This window comes from Actinoalloteichus fjordicus, assembly GCF_001941625.1.
GTDB lineage: Bacteria > Actinomycetota > Actinomycetes > Mycobacteriales > Pseudonocardiaceae > Actinoalloteichus_A > Actinoalloteichus_A fjordicus.
Map to the genome: position 1 here is coordinate 7,050,256 of NZ_CP016076.1, position 19,358 is coordinate 7,069,613.

The following is a 19,358-nucleotide window of genomic DNA, read 5'->3' on the forward strand; positions in this document are numbered from 1 at the left end:
ATCGCGGAGCAAGGACCGGAGGGAACAGGTGGCTCTGACCGACGATCGCGGAGCGGCGACGGAGAACGCGTTCGACCGCCAGCCGCCGCAGGATCTGGCCGCCGAGCAGTCCGTTCTCGGCGGGATGCTGCTCAGCAAGGACGCCATCGCCGATGTCGTCGAGGTGGTCCGCCCGGACGACTTCTACCGACCGGCGCACCAGGCGATCTACGACTGCATCCTGGACCTGTACGGCCGAGGCGAGCCCGCCGACGCCATCACGGTGTCGGCCGAGCTGGAGCGACGCTCCGAGCTGCCTCGGATCGGCGGGGCCCCGTACATGCACACCCTGATCGCCACCGTGCCCACGGCGGCCAACGCCGGGTACTACGCCGAGATCGTCGCGGAGAAGGCGGTGCTGCGACGCCTCGTCGAGGCGGGCACCCGGATCGTCCAGCTCGGCTACCACGGCTCGGAGGGTGCCGCGATCGATGAGGTCGTCGACCGGGCGCAGGCAGCCATCTACGAGGTCACCGAGCGCCGGACGAGCGAAGACTACGTCGCCCTCGAACATCTGCTCCAACCGACGATGGACGAGATCGACGCCATCGCCTCCCGTGACGGCCAGTCGCTGGGCGTGCCGACCGGCTTCGTCGATCTCGACGCCGTCACCAACGGCCTGCATCCGGGCCAGATGATCATCGTCGCGGCGCGGCCGGGTGTCGGCAAGTCGACCCTCGGACTGGACTTCGCGCGCTCGTGCTCGATCAAGCACGGGTTCAGCAGCGTCATCTTCTCGCTGGAGATGAGCAAGACCGAGATCGTGATGCGGATGCTCTCGGCCGAGGCACGCATCCGCCTCGGCGACATGCGCGGCGGGAAGATGACCGACGACGACTGGACCAGACTGGCCAGACGAATGGGCGAGGTCAGCGAGGCCCCGTTGTTCGTCGACGACTCGCCGAACCTCACGATGATGGAGATCCGTGCCAAGGCGAGAAGGCTCAAGCAGCGCAACGACCTCAAGCTCGTGGTGGTCGACTACCTCCAGCTGATGAGCTCCGGCAAGCGCGTCGAGTCACGCCAGCAGGAGGTCTCCGAGTTCTCCCGGCACCTCAAGCTCCTCGCCAAGGAGCTGGAGGTGCCGGTGGTGGCGATCAGCCAGCTGAACCGAGGCCCGGAACAGCGCACCGACAAGCGGCCGATGCTCTCCGACCTTCGTGAGTCCGGCTCGCTGGAGCAGGACGCGGACATGGTGCTGCTGATCCACCGACCGGATGCCTTCGAGCGCGACGACCCCAGGATGGGCGAGGCGGACCTGATCCTGGCCAAGCATCGTGCGGGACCCACCGCGACCGTCACGCTGGCCCATCAGCTCCACTACAGCCGCTTCGTCGACATGGCCCAGAGCTGAGATGAAGCCGTAGGTCTCGCTGCTGACTTCGGCTTCGCACCGCCGACTTCCTCCCGACTTCCGACGCGAGGCTGACCAGCACTTTTCCACCAACGACGGCATGCTGAGCCAACTTGGCATCACGTGTGAGCCAGTTTTCCTTGTACTGGAGCCACTTTAGTGTCATTGTTGTGCCATGGACTTGACCTCGCAGGTGAGCAACCTCGGACGGGAATTCGCCGCGCTGGCCGAAGTAGGCGGCGACGAGGCTCGTGCGCTGGTCGAGCGCCTGAGCGGGCCACTCGAGTCGGCCATCCGGATGACGTTGCTGGACGCGCTGTCCGCAGCCGCCGACGAGATCACCAGCGACCTGGCCCCCGGCTCGGTGGAGCTGCGCCTGCGCGGCCGCGATCCGAACTTCGTCGTGACCGCACCGCCCGCCGAGCCGCCGCCCGCCGCCGCCCAGGACGATCCGGCGGCCGACGGCGGCGCGCTGATCGCCGAGGACGGCCCCAGCTCGCGGATCAACGTGCGACTCCCGGAGCAGCTCAAGGCCGCGATCGAGGAGGCCGCAGCCAAGGAGGGCCGCTCGGTCAACGCCTGGCTGGTCCGCGCGGCCTCGACCGCCCTACAGCGTTCCGACCGCGACCAGTTCGCCGAGCAGCACACCGGCGGCCGACGGAGCAGGCAGCACCTCACCGGCTGGGTGCGCTGACGCACCACCTTCCACCACATCACGCCCCTGAACTGCGGGGATGCTTCACCGATCCATGACGAGGGGACAGCCATGCCTGAATTCGCCACACCCGAACCGATCTCCGCCACGCTCGAACTGGGCGTCGGCACCGTGCGGATCAGCGCGAGCGACCGCGCCGACACCATCGTCGACGTGCGTCCGAGCGATGAATCCGATGAGTCGGACGTGCAGGCCGCCCGCGACGTCCGGGTGGACTACGCGAACGGCGTGCTCCGCATCACCGGGCCGAAAGCGCCCCTCTTCGACTTCTCCCGCAAGACCAGGTCGGTGGACGTGTCCATCGTGCTGCCCAGCGGCTCGCAGCTCTCCGGTGACGTCCAGGTGGGCAGCCTCAACGGCACCGGTCTGCTGGGGAAGTGCCGGTTCAAGACCTCCGCCGGAGACGTCCGGCTGGAGCGGACCGGTCCGCTGCGGGTGGACACCGCAGCCGGTCACGTCACCGCAACCCGCGTCGCGGGCGACGTCGAGATCCACACCGGATCAGGGAAGGTCCGCATCGGCAAGGTCGAAGGCTCCGTGGCCGTCAAGAACTCCAACGGCGATACCGAGATCGAGGCCGCCGACGGCGACGTGCGGGTGCGCTCGGCCAACGGCGGCATCTCCATCGAGCGGGCAGGCGGGGGTGTCGATGCGAAGACGTCCAACGGCAGCGTTCGCGTCGGCGAGGTGGCCCGAGGCTCCGTCGAACTCGGCTCCGCGATGGGCGATCTGGACATCGGCATCGCCGAGGGCACCGCCGCGTGGCTCGAGGTGCACACCAAGTTCGGGCAGGTGCACAACCTGCTGGACACCGCCGCCCGGCCCGAGGAGTCCGACGAGACCGTCGAGGTGCGCGCGCGTACCTCGTTCGGCGGCATCACGATCCGACGTTCGTAAGGAGAGCCATGACCACCACACGATCTACGCCTGCAATCGTGGTGACCGGGTTGCGCAAGTCGTTCGGCGACCAGGTCGTACTCGACGGCATCGACCTCACCATCCCACCGGGAACGGTCTACGCACTGCTCGGGGCGAACGGCGCAGGGAAGACCACCACGGTCAAGATCCTGGCCACGTTGATCAGTGCCGATGCCGGTGACGTCCGCATCGCAGGCCACGACCTGGCAGGCGAACCCGGTGCGGTGCGCGCCGCTATCGGTGTCACCGGCCAGTTCTCGACGGTGGACAACCTGCTCACCGGCCGGGAGAACCTGCTCCTGATGGCGGACCTGCACCACCTCGCCAAAGGCGAGGGCAGGCAGCGCGTCGCCGGACTGCTGGAACGGTTCGACCTGGTCGGGGCGGCAGAGAAGCCGGTCTCGACGTACTCCGGGGGGATGCGGCGTCGGCTCGACCTGGCGATGACCCTGGTCGGCAGCCCGCGAGTGATCTTCCTCGATGAGCCGACGACCGGCCTGGATCCGCGCAGCCGCCTGGGCATGTGGCAGATCGTCCGAGAGCTGGTGGCCGAGGGCGTCACCATCTTCCTGACCACGCAGTACCTGGCGGAGGCCGATGAGCTGGCCGATCGGATCGCGGTCCTCGACCACGGTCGGCTGGTCGCCGAGGGCACCCCGGACGAGTTGAAGCGTCGCATCCCCGGCAGCCATGTCCGTCTGCGGTTCGGCGATCAGCGCAGCCTCGACGCAGCCGCACGCATGCTGGGTCAGGTCTCTCCCGACGGCGACCCGCTCAGCCTGCGGGTCCCCGGCGACGGCAGCCTGCGCTCGCTGCAGACCCTGATCGACCAACTAGCAGCCGGTGCGGTCGAGGTCGACGAACTGTCGGTGCACACCACCGATCTCGACGACGTTTTCCTCGCCCTCACCAGCGACTCCTCCGACACGAAGGCGACCTCCCGATGAGCGACTCCGCCCATGCCCTCACCGGGCAGGCACCGGCGAGCATCCGTCTCCATCCGCTGCGCGACTCGGCGACGATGCTGCGCCGCAACCTCAAGCATCTGCTGCGATACCCGTCGATGACCGTGCTGCTCATCGGGATGCCGATCGTCATGCTGCTGCTGTTCGTGTCCGTGTTCGGCGGAACGCTGGGCGCCGGGCTCAGCGGCGGATCGGGCGGACGCGCCGAGTACCTCGAGTACGTCACCCCCGCGATCATCCTGCTGACCGTCACGGCCACGGTGCAGGGGACCGCGATATCGATTGCCATGGACATGGCCGAGGGCATCATCGCCCGATTCCGCACCATGCACATCGCCCGGGTCTCGGTGCTCACCGGGCACGTGTTGGGCAGCGTCATCCAGGCCATGCTCAGCGTGGCGGTCCTGATCGGCGTGGCAATGCTGATCGGCTTCCGATCCACTGCGGGAGTGGTCGAGTGGCTGGCCACAGCCGGGCTTCTCCTGGCGTTGACGTTCGCGCTCGTCTGGCTCTGCGTCGCACTGGGCCAGGTGAGCAAGAGCGTGGAGACCGCGAGCAACCTGCCCATGCCGCTGATGCTCCTGCCATTCTTCGGCAGTGGCTTCGTCCCCACTGACTCCATGCCCGACGGGCTGCGCTGGTTCGCCGAATATCAGCCGTTCACGTCGATCATCGAGACCCTACGCGGCCTGCTGACGGGCGGACCGATCGGCAACAATGCGTGGATCGCCCTCGCCTGGTGCGCGGTCATCGCATTCGGCGGATACCTGTGGTCGAAGAAGCTGTTCAATCGCGAGGATTCGCGTTGATCCCGTAACCGAATGAACGATGCGGCACAGACTTTCGGTGATCACCCCCGAGAGGACAGCTGTCCCGGCAGTAGGAAAAACGACCTTTCCCAGTTCATGGTGATCACCATGTGCTGATCGCGCACGGGTCATCACGAATGACCCCGATCGGCGACGGCTGCATCATCATCGGCCGCGCGACATTTATCGCCCCATCCCGGCATTCCTGCCGATATCAACCATCGCCACAACGCGCCCTGATCAACCATGCCTCCGGCATCGCCGTTGTCCGAGTCAGTCGGCGAGCAGAAACGACAGCGATTACGCCTGGCACCATCGCCACGAGAGGAAATTCATGAACCACCCGATCTCCATTCCGCACGGCCTCCCCATGGAACGCGATGCGGGCCCCTTCGATCCGCCCCGCGCCATCACCCGACTCCGGGAGGCTCGTCCCGTCAGCCCCATGGTCTTCCCCGACGGTCACGAGGGCTGGCTCATCACCGGTTACGACGCCGTCCGCAAGGCCATGGCCGACACCCGATTCAGCTCCCGCCAGGACATCGGCGTCCTCCACGTACCGTGGGAGATCCCCGGCATGCCCACCTTCACCGAACCGTCCCCGCAGCCGCCGGGCATGTTCATCGCCATGGACCCGCCGGACCACACCCGACTGCGACGCAGGCTCACCGGAGCCTTCACCGTCAGACGGATGAAGCAGCTCGAAGCACACATCGCCGAAATCGTCGAGCATCGGCTGGCCGCGATGGCTCGCCTTACTCCGCCGGTCGACCTGGTGGCGGAATTCGCGGTTCCGGTGCCGTTGCTGGTGATCTGTGAGCTCCTCGGCGTCCCCTACGCGGACCGGCAGGAATTTCAGGCCCGCTCCGCGAGATTCCTCGTCAAGGACCTGCCGCTCGAGGAGAAGATGGCCGTGCACGGCGCACTCAACACCTACCTGACCGAACTGATCACGCGCACTCGCACCGCTCCCGGCGAGAACATCCTGTCCGACCTGGCCCGCCAGGAGGACCTCACCATCGACGAACTGACCGGCATCGCCTTCCTGCTGCTGCTCGCGGGCCACGAGACCACCGCCAACATGCTGGGGCTGGGCACCTTCGCACTCTTAGAAGATCCCGAGCAGGCCGACGAACTGCGGGCCCGTCCCGAGCTGTTACCCGATGCCGTCGAGGAACTCCTGCGCTCGCTGTCCGTCGTCGACATCCTTCTCCGCTATGCCACGGAGGACATCGAGCTCGGCGGGGAGACGATCAGCAGAGGATCGAGCGTCATCATCTCGATGCTGGCCGCCAACCGGGACCCCCGACGCTTCGAAGACCCCGACGCCCTGGACATCCGCCGCCGGGCCCGCGGTCATCTCTCCTTCGGCCACGGCATCCACCAGTGTCTCGGCCAACAGCTGGCCCGCATCGAGATGCGCGCCGGTTTCGAGGGACTCCTGCATCGCTTCCCGACCTTGAAACTCGCCGTCCCCGCCGATGCGGTGCGGCTCAAGACCGACATGAACATCTACGGCGTCCATGAACTGCCGGTCACCTGGGATCAGGGGAGGGGATGAAACCCGGCTAGACCATTCGCTCGGACATTCGACCGCTTCTCGGCGACGGCAGGCCGTCGGCACCGAGGGGACGAGGGGACGCGGGAGTCCTCTGCTGATTCCGGCTGGCCTCGACTCGACGACGACGTCGGCAGAAGAAGAACACGCTGCGGGACGACGTCGACATGTCGTCGGAGGGGGACACCGCACGCGGTGCGGCCCGAGTTCGCCCGCCGCAACTGGTCCGAGGGCCGCAAAACGGGCTTGAGTCTCACGCTGCTTGAGGCGCCATAGTGGGCGCCGTGGACGACAAGGAGCTGTACCCCATCGGGGATGTGGCCCGGCGGACTGGCCTGAGCGTCAGCGCCGTCCGGTTCTACTCCGATGCCGGGCTCGTTCCGCCCGACGGCCATACGAGCGTGGGCTACCGGCTGTACGACGTCGGCTCCATCGCCCGACTGGAACTCGTCCGCACGCTCCGCGAACTGGGCGCCAGCCTGAATGACATCCGGAGTCTGCTCGCCGAGGAGACCACGCTGCACGAGTTGGCCAGGACGCATCTGGCGCTCGTCGAGCGCCAGACGCGTCGGCTCCAGGCCAGACGGGCCGTCCTCCGCACCATCGTGAGACAAGACAGCGCGACCGAACGGATTGCTCTCATGCACAAGCTCGCGGCCATGTCCGACGACGACCGAGATCAGCTCATCGACGAGTTCTGGGATGAGGTCAGTGACGGCCTCCCGGTACACCCCGCCTACACCAGGCTGCTGCATCAGATGCGCCCGAAGCTTCCGGAGGAACCCACCACTGAACAACTCGAAGCCTGGATCGAATTGGCCGACATGGTCCGGGACGCCGACTTCCGACGCGAGGTCCGCCGGTTCTTCCACGACAGCTTCGCCGGTGACAAGGCACTACAGGTGACCTCGCCGGAGATGCTGAAGCGGCTGGAGGAACAGGGGGCGATCGAGCAGGAGATCGGGGCAGCCCGCACGTCCGGGCTCCCGGTGGACTCGCCCCGCGCCCGTGAGCTCGCCGAGCGGCTCGTGAAAGCCACGACCGAGTTCACTGCCGAGATCACCGGCGAGTACGACGCCGACGAGACGCGCCGCTACCTGGCTTCGGGGCCGGACACCACGACCGAGTCATACGAACGCGCCCAGGAGTTCGTCTCCCGCTTCACCGGTGTACTCGACCGGTATCTGGCGCTGACCGCGACGATCAGCGGATCGCCGCAGCCGGACCCGACGGACGCCGACGCGAATGAGGCGTGGATCTCTGCCGTACTCACGCACTTCGCGTCGCCCCAGCCGCGTACGGAACTCGCCCCAGAGCGGTGAGGAGGAGTCTGCGTCACAGGTGGCCGGTTGACCTACAGGCCTGCCGGTCGTGACAGGCGCGCCTATGCCACGACGAGGACGCCGCTGGTGACGGTGAGTCGGTACGCGCTGGAGTCGGCGGCGGCGTTCGTCTCGCCGCCGCCGTGCAGTCACACCAACGCCGGGCGAGGGATCCCAGGTCGTGGGCACGGTGCCCGCCGGCACCAGGCGGTCCTTGTCGAGCGAGGTGACCTCCGTGATCGCTCAGCACGCTGCTCCAGCGCCATGCCCGACAGCCGTCCTGATCAGAAGGCGTCCAGCCCGGTGAGCTCGCTGGAGAGCGTCCAGAGCCGCTCCGCCGCAGCCGGGTCGATCGCCCACGGCTTGACGCCGCCGACCAGCATGTCGTCCGAGGTGGCGGGCTCGGCGACATCGCAGTCCTGGCAGTAGGCACCGCCCCGGTCGCCCAGCAGGGGTGACGTCGCCGCCCACACGGCGGTCGCCGCGCCCTGTTCGGGGGTCTTGAAGCCTGCGACGGGCTCGCCGTCGGACGTCACCCAGCCCTGCTCGAACCATTGCGAGCGAGGGATGTGGCGTTGCAACGGCGTCAGGATGCTGCCCGGGTGCACGGCGAAGGAGTTCAGGCCCAGGTCGCTGCCGAGGCGGTCGAGATGCACGGCGAACAGGGCGTTGGCGGTCTTGGACTGGGCGTATGCCAGCCACCGGTCGTAGCCGGCACGGAAGTGGAGGTCCGTCCAGCGGATGTCGGACAGGAAGTGCCCGGACGAGGCCACCGTGACCACCCGCGACCCGGATGAGGTCAGCGCGGGCCGCAGGCGGTTGACGAGAGCGAAGTGCCCCAGGTGATTGATCGCGAAGTGTGCCTCCCAGCCGGCGCCGACGCTCGACTGCGGACAGGCCATCACGCCCGCGCCGTTGATGAGCAGGTCCAACGGACGACCGGACTCGAGGACTCGCTCAGCGAAGACTCGCACGCTGTCCAGGTCTGCCAGATCGAGTGCGTGCACCTCGGTTCTGGGCAGGTCGCGCAGCGCGGCCTCGGCCGCAGCCGGTCGACGAGCGGGAACGATGACGTGTGCTCCGGCGCGGACCAGCGCACGGCTGGTCGCCAGGCCGAGCCCGGAATACCCGCCGGTGACCAGCGCGGTGGTGCCGGTCAGGTCGATCTGGGCGAGGACGTCGTCGGCCGTGCTGTGGGCACCGAGGCCGGTGCCGATCTTCTGCTGTCTCGTGGTCACAGCGCGACGCTAGGATCTAGAGTGCACCCTAGGTCAAGGTATCGTTCGGTCCCGTGAGCGGAGAGTCGAGCGGCCTGTCCATCGGGACGGTCGCCGAACGGACCGGGCTGGGCGTGCACGCGCTGCGGTACTTCGAGCGTGAAGGGCTGTTCCTGCGGGAGATCCCCCGCACCAACGGCGGGCAGCGGGTCTATGACCAGGCGGATGTGGACTGGCTGATGTTGTGCGGCAGGCTGCGCGACTCCGGCATGTCGATCGCCACGCTCAGGAAGTTCGCCGGGCTCGTCCGGTCCGGCCCGGGTAACGAGCAGGCTCGCCTGGCGCTGTTGCAGGAGCATGAACGCAGCGTGCAGGCCAGGATCGACGCCCTGACCGCAAGCCTGGGGATCATCCACGGCAAGGTGGTCACCTACGAACGGCATGTTCGCGAGGGAACGGCCGTGGGACTCTGGTCCCCGAACTCGGCGGACTGACCCGCCGGGCATTCGATGAACCGGGTCATCTGACCGAGGACTCTTCCGAGGGCATCGGCTTCGCGGCGAGCCGGGGCCTCATAGTGGGAGGAAACGGACTTTCCGCCGGTGACCTCGGTCTCTCCGAGCGGTGATGCATGAATCCGCGCAGAAGTCCAGACGCCTACCACGACTGTATCCGCCTGGCATCTCCGTAGAATCAGCCCACATGAATAACGCAGCCCCTTCTGGCGGGGCAGCCGCGCGGAGCGACTCGAACGACGGGTCCTCGACAGCCCTGATGGCGGCCCGACCGGAGGCGCAGGAGTCGACCGAGGAGAAGTCGGCCAACGACTTCGCCCAGCTCGCTCGGCGGATCAACGACGCGGGCCTGCTCGATCGACGGCCCGTCTACTACGCCATCCGCCTGAGCATCGTCGCGACGTTGCTCATCGGCGGTTGGGTCGCGTTCTTCCTCGTCGGCGACTCCTGGTGGCAGATCGCCATCGCGGTCTACCTCGCGATCGTGTTCGGTCAGGTGGCGTTGGTCGCCCATGACCTCGCGCATCGTCAGGTCTTCCGGAAGCGGAAGATCAGCGCGTTCAGCGGCCGACTCGCGGGCAATCTCGGCATCGGGATGAGCTACGGCTGGTGGATGGACAAGCACACCCGCCACCACGCCAACCCCAACCACGAGGAGCTGGACCCGGACGTCTCGCCGGAGCTGCTCATCTGGTCGAAGCGCCAGGCGCGGGTGAGCAGCGGGATCGCCAAGTTCATCGGCCGCAGGCAGGCCTTCCTCTTCTTCCCGCTGCTCACGCTGGAGGGCTTCAACCTCCACGTCTCCAGCGTCCGCGCCCTCTTCCGCCGTGACCTGCGCGGTCGAGGCCTGGAGGCGGTGACCCTGATCAGTCACTTCGTGCTCTACCTCGCGGCGCTGTTCACCGTGCTGCCGGTGGGCAAGGCGATCGTCTTCATGCTCGTCCACCAGGCCCTGTTCGGCGTCTACCTCGGCAGCATCTTCGCGCCCAACCACAAGGGAATGCCGACCCTCACCAAGGAGGACGAGCTCGACTTCCTCCGTCGCCAGGTGCTCACCTCGCGCAACGTCACCGGTGGCCTGGTGACCGACGTGGCGCTGGGCGGTCTGAACTATCAGATCGAGCATCATCTGTTCCCGCATATGCCGAGCCCGAATCTGCGCAAGGCCAAGCCGATCGTTCAGGACTACTGCCGGGAACTCGGCGTCTCTTACCAGGAGACCAGTCTGATCACCTCGTATGTGATGGCGCTGAAGCACATGCACGAGATCGGCGAGCCGATCCGCTCCGCCGCCAAGGCATAGTTCTGGGCTCGACGGGCGTAACGTGCATCGCCGCTCAGCGGCGATGCACCTCGCCGAGGAACCCGTGGATCAGCTTCGACCACTGCTCGGGCTGCTCGACGAACGGCAGGTGCCCGGTGTCGATGTCGACCAGCCGGGCGGCGGGGATGCCCTCGGCGAGTTCGCGCTGACTCGCCGGGGTCGCCAGCAGGTCCTCGGTGGTCGAGATGACCAGCGTGGGCACCGCGATGTGGGGCAGGTCCGCCCGGACGTCCATCCGACCGGCCAGGTCGACATGCTCGGGCGTCCCTGACGGGACGGTGCGCGCCGTGTGTGCCGCGATCCCGTCGATCTGCTCCCCGGACAACCCGTCCAGGTAGGGGACGCCGCCCGCGATGATCGTCAGGAAGCTGCCGAGAAGGGCCTCGTCACCGTGCTCCAGCAGGCCCTTCCACAGCCGTACGGCGTGCCGCAGGCGAGGCCCGGCCACCGCGAAGCCTGCGGTCAGCACGAGAGCCCGCACTCGATCCGGATGCCTGCGTGCCGCTCGGACCGCCAACGGCGCACCCATCGAGTAGCCGACGACGGCGAAGGTGTCCAGGCCCTCCTCGACGGCGGCGGCGACCAGCTGATCGGCCAGGACGTCGATGTCCAGTGGTCGAGTCGACCTCGGCGTCCGCCCCGCACCGGGGTAGTCGGGGCCGACGACCGTGTACTCCGCAGCCAGGCCGTCGAGAAGCGGGCCGAAGTTGGCCTCGGCGCCGCCGCCCCCTCCGTGGGCGAGAAGCACACCGGGGCCGGTGCCGCGCACGAGCCGGGTCAGCGCGGGGGTGTCCGATCGGGAGATGGACGTCATCTGCACTCCTTCTGCTGGCGAGAAATGTTCCGTCACGACGACGGCTGCCGGTGATCGCGGCAGGTCAAGGGTTTTCGATCGATCCGGCCGGTGACGACGCCGACGGTGCTCCTGCTGCCGGGCGACGTGGAGGGCCGATCGGCACCTCAGTGGATCGGGCCCGCATTCGACGGGCGAGCAGACACGCGAGAACGAGTCCGCCCATGACCAGCAGTGCCGCCGTCACGGGCAGGCTGATCAGCCCGAAGCCCGCGTCCAGCTGCCTGCCGCCGAGCCAGGAGCCCGCGGCAATGCCCAGGTTGAAGCCGGAGGTGTTGGTCGCGATCGCGAGCGTCGGTGCCGAGGCGGCCAGCGCGGCGACCCGAGTCTGCAGAACCGGGACCAACGCGAACGCCGCCGTTCCGAGCAGCACCAAGGCCACGGTGACGCCCGGCCGGCTGGTGGCGGTCACGAGGAAGACCGCCGAGGTCGCCGCAAGCGCGGCGATCAGCGCGACGAGAGAGCCCCATGGACTTCGGTCGGCCAGGCTGCCGCCGAACAGATTCCCGACGAGCGCGCCCGCGCCGAAGAGCATGAGCAGCGGAGCCACCGTCTGCCCGTCGAATCCGCTGACCTCGGTGAGCAGCGGAGCGATATAGGTGTACAGCGTGAACAGCCCGGCCTGGGTGAGAACGGTGATCGCCAACATGGTCGCGACTCGACCGTCGAGGAGGGCACGGACCTCACTGCGAAGGCCGGGCGAGGACGACACCGTGCCCCGGACCGCGAGCGGAAGCGCGATCGCCACCGTCACGGCGAGGATCGTGATCGCCCAGAATGTGGCGCGCCAACCGTGAACCGCGCCGAGCCAGGTCCCCGCCGGAGCACCGAGGACGGTGGCGAGGTTGAAACCGGCCGACACCATGGCTACGGCGAGACCACGGCGGTGGGCAGGCACCAGCGCCACGGCGGTGACCAGCGCGACGGCGAAGAAGGTGCTGTGCGTCAACGCCGTCACCACCCGCGCTGCGACCAGCAGGCCGTACGTGTCCGCCGTCGCCGCGACGAGATTGCCGAGCGCGAAGAGGAGTGCGGCGCAGGACAGCAACAGACGCCGTGGCAGCCGGAGTGTCGCGAGGGTGATGAGCGGCCCGCCCACCGTGACGGTGAGCGCGTACCAGGTGATGAGCATTCCTGCCGTCGGTACCGAGACGTCGAGATCGACGGAGAGCTGGGGAAGCAGCCCCACGACGACGTACTCCGCCGTGCCGATGACGAACACGCCCGCCGTGAGCACCAGCAACGGCACCGTCCGCCCGACTCCCGCCGTGTGCTGCCCGAGCATCCGCACCATCCCGTCGGCGATCGCGCGCCTCGGTGAGCCACCTTTGTTTATCGATCGCTAAATAAAGCTAGCACGGCGGGCCGGTCGATCCGCAGCAGTCTGCGACTCGCGATGCCCGGCCTGACTGTCTCGTCGCGGACCTGCGACGATCGCCGCAGGCCGAGGATCACCTCGCATCCGGCATCCGGCATCCGGCATCCGGCATCCGGGGAGCGTCTATCACCAAGGGCGTCGGATGATCCGCTCCCAGCCGTCGAAGAGTCGTCGGGCGGATCCACCAACCGGTCCCACCACGTCGCGACGGGTCGACGCGTCGACCGGCTGCGCCTGCTCGACCGAGGTCACGATGTCCGCCGGATCACGAATGATCGACGAGCACACGCGCAACAGATGCTCCGGTACCGCCAGCGCGGGATCGACACAGCCGACAAGGGGTGTTCCTACGGCGGCGACCAGGGGAAACACCGAGCCGGGGATACCGACGGCCGTCTCGACCAGTGCGGAGGCGTCAACGGAAGGCAACGGGGTGATCTCGTAGTCGTCCCATAACGCCGGGTCTTCACGCGGATGCAGCCCGACGATGATCCGCTTCCCAGACTCGGCCAACCGCGCAGCGGAACCAGCCAGCAGCTCGGCACCCGGCGCGGCACCGCCGGTCTCGTCCGCGTGCGTGACGCTCGTCAGAATGAGCACCGTGTCAGGTTCAGGCCGCCGGACGGGCAGGTCATCAGTCTGCGGCGACCCGACCGGCCAGACCCATCCCCGATACCCCAGGTACTCCCGGAACGCCCGCGCCTCGGCAGGGGAGCCGGCCGAAGCCCACCGCACTCGCCCACGCAGTTCGCGTGCGCGGGCCGTCTCCTCGGCAGGCAGATAGGCGAGGGAGGCGGCTGCCAGCGGCAGTCGACGCAGTCGACGGGCGCAGTCAGCCGGCCAGTCCTCCGCCCCGTTGACCACCAAAAGGTCTGCGTCGGGCGCGTTCTCCAGTGTGACGGCCTCGACCGGATCGTCCGGCGCGATGTTCGACAGGTCCGGCACCAGCTGAGTCAGTTCCCAGCCGCGTCGACGCGCCTCGGTGAGCAGCGGTTTCACGTGATACGTGCCCCACGGTTCGTTCGTTGCGAACAACACGCGTCGGCGACGGGAGCCCGGCGGTCTCCACGGCCCGAAGGAGGCCGGATCGGGATCGGCTGTCGCGGCGGCCCCGCTGAGCAGGATGGCACCGGTGCCGAGCGCAGCGCCGAGTACCGCCCGGCGAGAGGCCTGGCGAAGGTGAGTAGGCAGGCTGTCCATGGGCGGACGTTAACGACGCAAGTCGACGAGGACGTGAACGCGGGATGCCGTTCCAACCATCGTCGAAGGAAGGTCGCTGCGACCGCGCTCCTTGCCGAGGAGGTCATCTGACTGCGAGAGACCTCCGCTTCTACTCGCGGGCCCCGTCCACGGCTGCGGCACGGCCGCTCGCATACCGGCGGATCGCACTTGGCGGCCTCCGCTCCGAAGGAGTCCCACCACCGGGTCGGGCCTACTCGGTCACTGGCCACTTCACTCAGCGTTCATAGATCGATAGAGAAACCACCCATCTGAGGCCCCCGGTGGACTTGAACTGGGGCGAACCGCAGGGGAGGCTCAGCTCCAGTGCTCCGTTCGGCGGAAGGTATGGGGCCAAATGAGTGCCGTGGGGACGGCGGCACGACGAGAAACCGGCTCGGTCTGGGGCGATGTCGTCGCGGAGCTGCCGGTCGGAGTGCTGCTACAGAATGCGGGCGGCGAGGTGCTCGCCGCGAACGAACTCGCAGCGATGCTGCTCGGCCTGTCCAGGGCGGAGCTGCTCGCGGGCGGCCTGCGGGTCGAACGGGTACTGCGAGACGAGTCCGGCGCGCCGCTGCCCGGAACGAACGAGCTCATCGACCAGCTGACCCGCCGGGCGGGTGTCCTCCAGCTTCCCGTGCTCCGAGTCGACGCAAGCCACGTCGAGACTAGGCTGTGGGTCGGCTTCCATGTGACCAGCCTGCACGGAGCGCCCGCGCTGCTGTCGATCCTGCAACCTGTGGACGGCGAACCCGCGCGCCGGGCTGGCGTGATCGATCCACTGACCGGCCTGCCGAACCGGGTGCTGCTGCTCGACCGACTCCAGGAGAGCCTCGTCCGGGCGGACACCAGGGGCACCATGGTCACCCTGGTGTTGATGGACATCTGTCGCCTCGCCCAGGTGAACGCCGTTCATGGCTTCGAGCGCGGCGACGAACTGCTCATGACGCTGGCCGACCGTCTCAAGGTCGGTCTCCGTGCTGACTACACCGTCGCCCGCTACGGCAGCGACGAGTTCGCGGTCGTCGCGGAGCATCCCAGGGGGAGCGGCTGCGCCATCGCCGCGAAGGTGAACGAGGTCGCCGGCCGACCCGTGCTCCTCGGCCGCGTCAGGCTGCGGCCCGAACTGCGGACCGCATGGGTGACCAACGACGGGACCGCGCCGTCGGTCGCGATGCTCGACCGCGCCGAGGCGATCCTGCGTCGCCGCGGCTGATCGGTAATCAGTCCGCATCCCCTGGATCGACCCGCCGTGATTCACACCGAGTTCGGGCCGGACTCGACCACCGAACCACCGATCACGGCGGTCCGCCACGCGCCGAGGTGCGGTGCGATCCCGGCGAAGGTCTGCCGACCGCGCCGAGCCCGGCCGCAGGCCACACGGGCCCGCGACTCGTCCGACGACCACACCACCAGCGAGAGGGACCAGCCGGTTCGGCGTCGACGAGAGGGACCGGAGTGCCCCGCCGGCCGGTGCGTCAAGGCTTCGACGGGTCGGTCGGCGGAACACGCCGATCTCCGCTCCGGCCTTGGCCCCTCCGCGCACTTCCCACCCGGCAGTCCGGGCCTCGCCCACCGGCACCTCAGCTGGCAGCCGCACCGATACTCAGACCGCGGGCCTCGACGACGAGAGCGGGTCGACGGAGGCTCTCGCCGCCGTCGACCCGCTCCTGGTCCAGCTGATCTGACCCGTTCAGTCGCTCAATTCCGGGCTGCGAGGTCTCCGGTCTCCTCACTGGTGACAGCGCGCAGCAGCACAGCGGTGTCCAGCGTGCTCAGGGCGGGAACCTCGGGACGGCCGAGCAGCGGAAGTCCGTTCATGTCGTTGAGCGCGTCGAACTGCAGCGAGCCCGTCGGCCCGTCGAGCGGCAGGCCGCCGCCGAGGCCGAGCCCTTCGAGACCACGCTGCCGAGCGACCGAGCCGCCTGCAACCGCCGCAGTCGACGCGCCCTGCGGCAGCGGCTCCGCCTGCTCGTCGTCGGCGCGCTGTTCGGCGGCGACCAGAACACGGGGCTCGGTCACGCCTGCCTCGGAGACATCCGCCTGCGGAGCATCGGCCCCGGCGGCATCGGTCGAGGTGGTGCTCGCGGGCAGGCTCACCACGACGACGCCGTGCTCGGCCGTCGTGCCTGCTCCCTGCGCCGTCGGCGTGGGCAGGCTGACCATCACCACGGCCGGGTCGCTCAGCGACACCGCGCCGAAGGCGTCGGCCAGCTCGGGGATCTCCGGCAGATCGGTAGCGCCGAGCAGTCCCCACGACTTGGACTGAATCGCGGGAAGCATGGGCAGGTCGGCGGGGTCCTCGGCGATCGCCCACACCCTGGGCAGCTCCACCGTCGGACGGTCGTCGCCCTCGACCCGCTGGAAGGCAGCGGACTCGACCTCGGAGCCTGCCGCGACGTCGGAACCTGCCGACTCGGAGCCGGGAGCAGGCAGTGCGACCGGCAGGGGCACGGCCACGCCGAGGCCGCCGAGCCTGCCCATCTCCGGCAGCACGCTCGCGGGAGAGAGCGCCGCGCTGCGGACGACTGCGGTCAGTTCCGGGATGCGTGGCAGTTCGCCCGCGCCGGGCAGGAACTCGCCCCACACGGCAAGCGGGTCGACGTCCTCGGCAGTAGGAGCGCTCGGCAGCGGACCTCGGCTCAGGCTCGCGCGAATCACCTCGGTGGGCACGGATGCCAGCCGGAGCATCGACCCGTCGGGCAGGACGCTCTCGGTGTATCCGGGCACCTGCACCTGGTCCGTCGACCGAGCGGTGTGGGAACTCTCCGCCGTCGTCGCGAATTCGCCGTCCTGGGCGGTGTCCGCGTCCTTTGTGAGCTCCGTGATCCTCGGCAGCTCCGCCGTCACCGAGGCGTCGAGAACCGAGGGCGACGTGGGCACCGCGAGCTTCGGACCGACGTTCGAGGCATCGGTCTTCGCCTGGTGCAGCCGACCGTTCAACTCGCCGAGGGAGAACTCGGCCGTCACCGCCGTCGGGTCCACGACCCGGTGCGCCGACTGGACGGGCTCGGTGAGGATCTGCCCCGTCATCACCCGGTGCAGGCCGTGGAAGAGCGGGCCGGCGGGGAGCCGATCGAGGGCCTCGGCCGACAGCGTCCGAGTGGAGGAGTTGACGTCCGCCCAGACATCCCAGTACTCGGCGATCTCACGGTGCTGGCTGTATCGAGGCTGGTCGTATGTGGGAAGCGCCGCGTCGTCGGCCGCAGGCATCGTCATGGTGTTCCTGCTTTCCTGCTGAACGGGGAGGTCGGGGGAGCCGCTGGTACGGGGGAGGGCGGCGGTCGATCTGGTCTCGGAACCGGGCACCTCGGCGGTGGCTCCGGCGGACGGTGCGGTGGAGGGGACAAGGAATCCGGTGAAGAAGCCGGACGACTCGGAGCGGGCGGACTCCGCCGGACGCTCCGGGCAGCATTCGAGTGGGCCGGAGACCGTCTCGGTGACGGGGGGTTCGATCTCCGCCGACGCCATTCCCGGACCGGCGATCAGCAGCCCGCCGGTCATGAGTGCGGCCCGCACGCCTCGATGAATTCCGTGACGGAAGGAGAATGCGTCGCGGTACGGACTCGCCTCCGCGCCGCGACCGGAGAAGGAGTCGCGGCGGGAATGGGCGCCGATGGGGGGCTGTTCATCACGCCGGGCGTGAGTGCCGGTGGAGCGGGAACGGTCTTCGCGCCGAGTGCGGCACTCGTCCGATACGGGAAGAGCGTCGGGAGCGGCCTGGCTGTGGTCTCCGCCTGCACCTCCGGCGGGAAGCTCATCTCTGCGGTGCTTCGCCCAAGTCTGCATGGGAGTTCTCCTTCCGTCTTTCATGGCCCGAGAGCGATGAGGAGGGGATGGCCGAGCCGGTCCGAGTGGAAGCGGACTGATCACGCTGCGGACCCGACCACCCTGTTCAGGGACGGGCGGCCGCGCTGAAGCGGCGACACCCGAGGATGGGCAGGAACGGCATCGGCGAAGAGAACTCAGGCACGCAGGGGAATCACCCGCAGCGACGAGCCCGAAGGCCGATACCGCGCGCGGGATTCAGTCAGGAGTGGTGCCGGGCTGCTCGGCGAATTCAGCCGAGGCGCCGACGGCGGCGGACCGCACAGCCGAACCGGCCGTGCGCAGCGGGGAGTGCGCGGCTGGAACCACGTAACCGGGAATGACCCCGCCCGCGAGGTTGGCGCCGGAATGCGCTGATGAAGCGGAATGCGGCGCGATGCCCGCACTCGGCAGGCGACCCACAGCAGACGTCCCGTGCGGGGTCGCGTCGGAGGCGGCGTCGATCGAGGCCGTGTCGACGGCGGGCAGCGGAACCGACTGCGGGATCACGACGAAGATCGGGGTGGGACCACCGGCGGCGACCTCGTCCGACGCGTCATCCCGTTCTGCCTCGGCCGCCGAGTCCTCCTCGTCGGATTCCGGTCCGTGTTCGCCCTGCTCATCCGACGACTGCCCGGTGGGCCGGTCGAAGGGCCGCAGCGGGCCCGAGGCGGGAGGGCTTCCGATGAGACCGGGATCGGTCGCCGCGTCGCCACCGCCTCCCGAGCCGCCGAGACCGATCAGCGGAAGCAGGGAGGGCGACTCCGGCAGCAGCCCGCCGTCGGATTCCGAATCCGATCGCACCAGTCCGGTGATGCCGTCGGCAGCCTCGCCGATCGGCCGGATGACGGTGCGAAGCGGGCCGTCTTCCCTGTCGTTCCCCGACTCCTGCGCGACGGGCTCGTCCTCGTGCGGGACGGAGAGGAGCCGACCGGCGCCCTCGAGAGGAACCTCGACGACCTGATCGACCGTGTCGATCAGCTCCAGCTCGGTGAGTCGAGAGACGCCGCCGTCGGTGAGACCGCCCAGCAGGCCAGCAGGCCTGCCCGACTCCGGGTAAGACGAAGGGTGCGACGAGGTGGTGTCCGCACTGGCCGCGCCGGAGAAGCTCCACGCTGCCGCAGTACAGGCTGCGGTGCCGCCCAGGACCAGCAGGGCACGAGACAGGACATGCCGCAGACGGCGTGCTCCTGTCTGTGGCTGCCGATCTGATCCGGACACCGGTTCACCTCTCGCAATCAGCGAAATCCCTGCGCACAACGGATTCTCGTGAATCCAGGGAACGTCTGCTCCCGTGCTGTGGTGATCACAGTACCCAGCAGGAAAGCCTCGGCGTTAGGCCCAGCGGAGAAGATCACCGGACCGG

Annotated in this window: 16 protein-coding genes; 10 read left to right on the plus strand and 6 right to left on the minus strand. The window is 68.6% G+C overall.

Annotation, left to right across the window (positions count from 1 at the left end):
* Positions 1-28: 28 nt before the first annotated feature.
* The 7 genes from dnaB to UA74_RS30215 all read left to right on the plus strand — a co-directional run bounded on the left by dnaB (position 29) and on the right by UA74_RS30215 (position 7,680).
* The gene (gene dnaB / locus UA74_RS30185; protein ID WP_075743190.1) at positions 29-1,393 is read left to right on the plus strand and encodes a replicative DNA helicase; all 1,365 of its coding nucleotides are present in this window, start codon (positions 29-31) and stop codon (positions 1,391-1,393) included.
* Between the two features lie 175 nt (positions 1,394-1,568).
* Positions 1,569-2,087: a YlcI/YnfO family protein gene (locus UA74_RS30190; protein ID WP_075743191.1), complete on the plus strand. Its 519-nt coding sequence runs from the start codon at positions 1,569-1,571 to the stop codon at positions 2,085-2,087.
* A gap of 72 nt (positions 2,088-2,159) precedes the next feature.
* Positions 2,160-3,005, plus strand: a complete 846-nt coding sequence (locus UA74_RS30195; RefSeq protein ID WP_075743192.1) for a DUF4097 family beta strand repeat-containing protein — start codon at positions 2,160-2,162, stop codon at positions 3,003-3,005.
* Positions 3,006-3,013: 8 nt separating this feature from the next.
* A complete protein-coding gene (locus tag UA74_RS30200) occupies positions 3,014-3,973 on the plus strand; it encodes an ATP-binding cassette domain-containing protein (RefSeq protein ID WP_075765886.1) in 960 nt (319 codons plus the stop codon).
* Entirely contained in the window at positions 3,970-4,800 is an 831-nt protein-coding gene (locus tag UA74_RS30205) for an ABC transporter permease (protein WP_075743194.1), read from the plus strand. Before UA74_RS30200 ends, UA74_RS30205 begins: the two co-directional genes overlap by 4 nt.
* A 334-nt stretch (positions 4,801-5,134) precedes the next feature.
* Entirely contained in the window at positions 5,135-6,361 is a 1,227-nt protein-coding gene (locus UA74_RS30210; RefSeq protein ID WP_075743195.1) for a cytochrome P450, read from the plus strand.
* 281 nt (positions 6,362-6,642) lie between these two features.
* Positions 6,643-7,680: a MerR family transcriptional regulator gene (locus tag UA74_RS30215; protein WP_232237568.1), complete on the plus strand. Its 1,038-nt coding sequence runs from the start codon at positions 6,643-6,645 to the stop codon at positions 7,678-7,680.
* Between the two features lie 284 nt (positions 7,681-7,964).
* On the opposite strand, the gene UA74_RS30220 is transcribed toward UA74_RS30215, so the two are convergent.
* Positions 7,965-8,918, minus strand: a complete 954-nt coding sequence (locus UA74_RS30220; RefSeq protein WP_075743197.1) for an oxidoreductase — start codon at positions 8,916-8,918, stop codon at positions 7,965-7,967.
* A 53-nt stretch (positions 8,919-8,971) separates the two neighbouring features.
* On the opposite strand from UA74_RS30220, the gene UA74_RS30225 reads away from it, so the two are divergent.
* Together UA74_RS30225 and UA74_RS30230 are read left to right on the plus strand one after the other, a co-directional pair.
* On the plus strand, positions 8,972-9,391 hold the full coding sequence (locus UA74_RS30225; protein WP_075743198.1) for a MerR family transcriptional regulator: 420 nt from the start codon (positions 8,972-8,974) through the stop codon (positions 9,389-9,391).
* Between the two features lie 280 nt (positions 9,392-9,671).
* Complete coding sequence (locus UA74_RS30230; RefSeq protein ID WP_075743199.1) at positions 9,672-10,715, plus strand: fatty acid desaturase family protein; 1,044 nt, start codon at positions 9,672-9,674, stop codon at positions 10,713-10,715.
* Between the two features lie 34 nt (positions 10,716-10,749).
* On the opposite strand, the gene UA74_RS30235 is transcribed toward UA74_RS30230, so the two are convergent.
* From UA74_RS30235 to UA74_RS30245, 3 genes are all read right to left on the minus strand, one after another.
* Complete coding sequence (locus UA74_RS30235) at positions 10,750-11,550, minus strand: alpha/beta fold hydrolase (RefSeq protein ID WP_075744415.1); 801 nt, start codon at positions 11,548-11,550, stop codon at positions 10,750-10,752.
* A gap of 64 nt (positions 11,551-11,614) precedes the next feature.
* On the minus strand, positions 11,615-12,874 hold the full coding sequence (locus UA74_RS30240; RefSeq protein WP_198042884.1) for an MFS transporter: 1,260 nt from the start codon (positions 12,872-12,874) through the stop codon (positions 11,615-11,617).
* 219 nt (positions 12,875-13,093) lie between these two features.
* A complete protein-coding gene (locus UA74_RS30245) occupies positions 13,094-14,167 on the minus strand; it encodes a hypothetical protein (protein ID WP_075743200.1) in 1,074 nt (357 codons plus the stop codon).
* Between the two features lie 376 nt (positions 14,168-14,543).
* On the opposite strand from UA74_RS30245, the gene UA74_RS30250 reads away from it, so the two are divergent.
* A complete protein-coding gene (locus tag UA74_RS30250) occupies positions 14,544-15,401 on the plus strand; it encodes a GGDEF domain-containing protein (protein WP_075743201.1) in 858 nt (285 codons plus the stop codon).
* Positions 15,402-15,886: 485 nt separating this feature from the next.
* Here the strand turns inward: UA74_RS30250 and UA74_RS30255 are convergent, their stop codons facing one another.
* Both UA74_RS30255 and UA74_RS30260 read right to left on the minus strand, forming a co-directional pair.
* Positions 15,887-17,704 carry a hypothetical protein gene (locus UA74_RS30255; protein ID WP_157434527.1) on the minus strand — a complete coding sequence of 606 codons (1,818 nt, stop codon included), beginning with the start codon at positions 17,702-17,704 and terminating at the stop codon, positions 15,887-15,889.
* A gap of 507 nt (positions 17,705-18,211) precedes the next feature.
* Complete coding sequence (locus UA74_RS30260; protein ID WP_075743203.1) at positions 18,212-19,213, minus strand: hypothetical protein; 1,002 nt, start codon at positions 19,211-19,213, stop codon at positions 18,212-18,214.
* Positions 19,214-19,358: the final 145 nt, after the last annotated feature.

Excerpts from the sequence above, each read along its gene's own strand:
- UA74_RS30245 (WP_075743200.1), bottom strand. The coding sequence starts at position 14,167 with ATGGACAGCCTGCCTACTCACCTTCGCCAGGCCTCTCGCCGGGCGGTA.
- UA74_RS30190 (WP_075743191.1), top strand. The coding sequence starts at position 1,569 with ATGGACTTGACCTCGCAGGTGAGCAACCTCGGACGGGAATTCGCCGCG.
- UA74_RS30230 (WP_075743199.1), top strand. The coding sequence starts at position 9,672 with ATGGCGGCCCGACCGGAGGCGCAGGAGTCGACCGAGGAGAAGTCGGCC.
- UA74_RS30200 (WP_075765886.1), top strand. The coding sequence starts at position 3,014 with ATGACCACCACACGATCTACGCCTGCAATCGTGGTGACCGGGTTGCGC.
- UA74_RS30250 (WP_075743201.1), top strand. The coding sequence starts at position 14,544 with ATGAGTGCCGTGGGGACGGCGGCACGACGAGAAACCGGCTCGGTCTGG.
- UA74_RS30195 (WP_075743192.1), top strand. The coding sequence starts at position 2,160 with ATGCCTGAATTCGCCACACCCGAACCGATCTCCGCCACGCTCGAACTG.
- UA74_RS30205 (WP_075743194.1), top strand. The coding sequence starts at position 3,970 with ATGAGCGACTCCGCCCATGCCCTCACCGGGCAGGCACCGGCGAGCATC.
- UA74_RS30235 (WP_075744415.1), bottom strand. The coding sequence starts at position 11,550 with ATGACGTCCATCTCCCGATCGGACACCCCCGCGCTGACCCGGCTCGTG.
- UA74_RS30240 (WP_198042884.1), bottom strand. The coding sequence starts at position 12,874 with ATGCTCGGGCAGCACACGGCGGGAGTCGGGCGGACGGTGCCGTTGCTG.
- UA74_RS30210 (WP_075743195.1), top strand. The coding sequence starts at position 5,135 with ATGAACCACCCGATCTCCATTCCGCACGGCCTCCCCATGGAACGCGAT.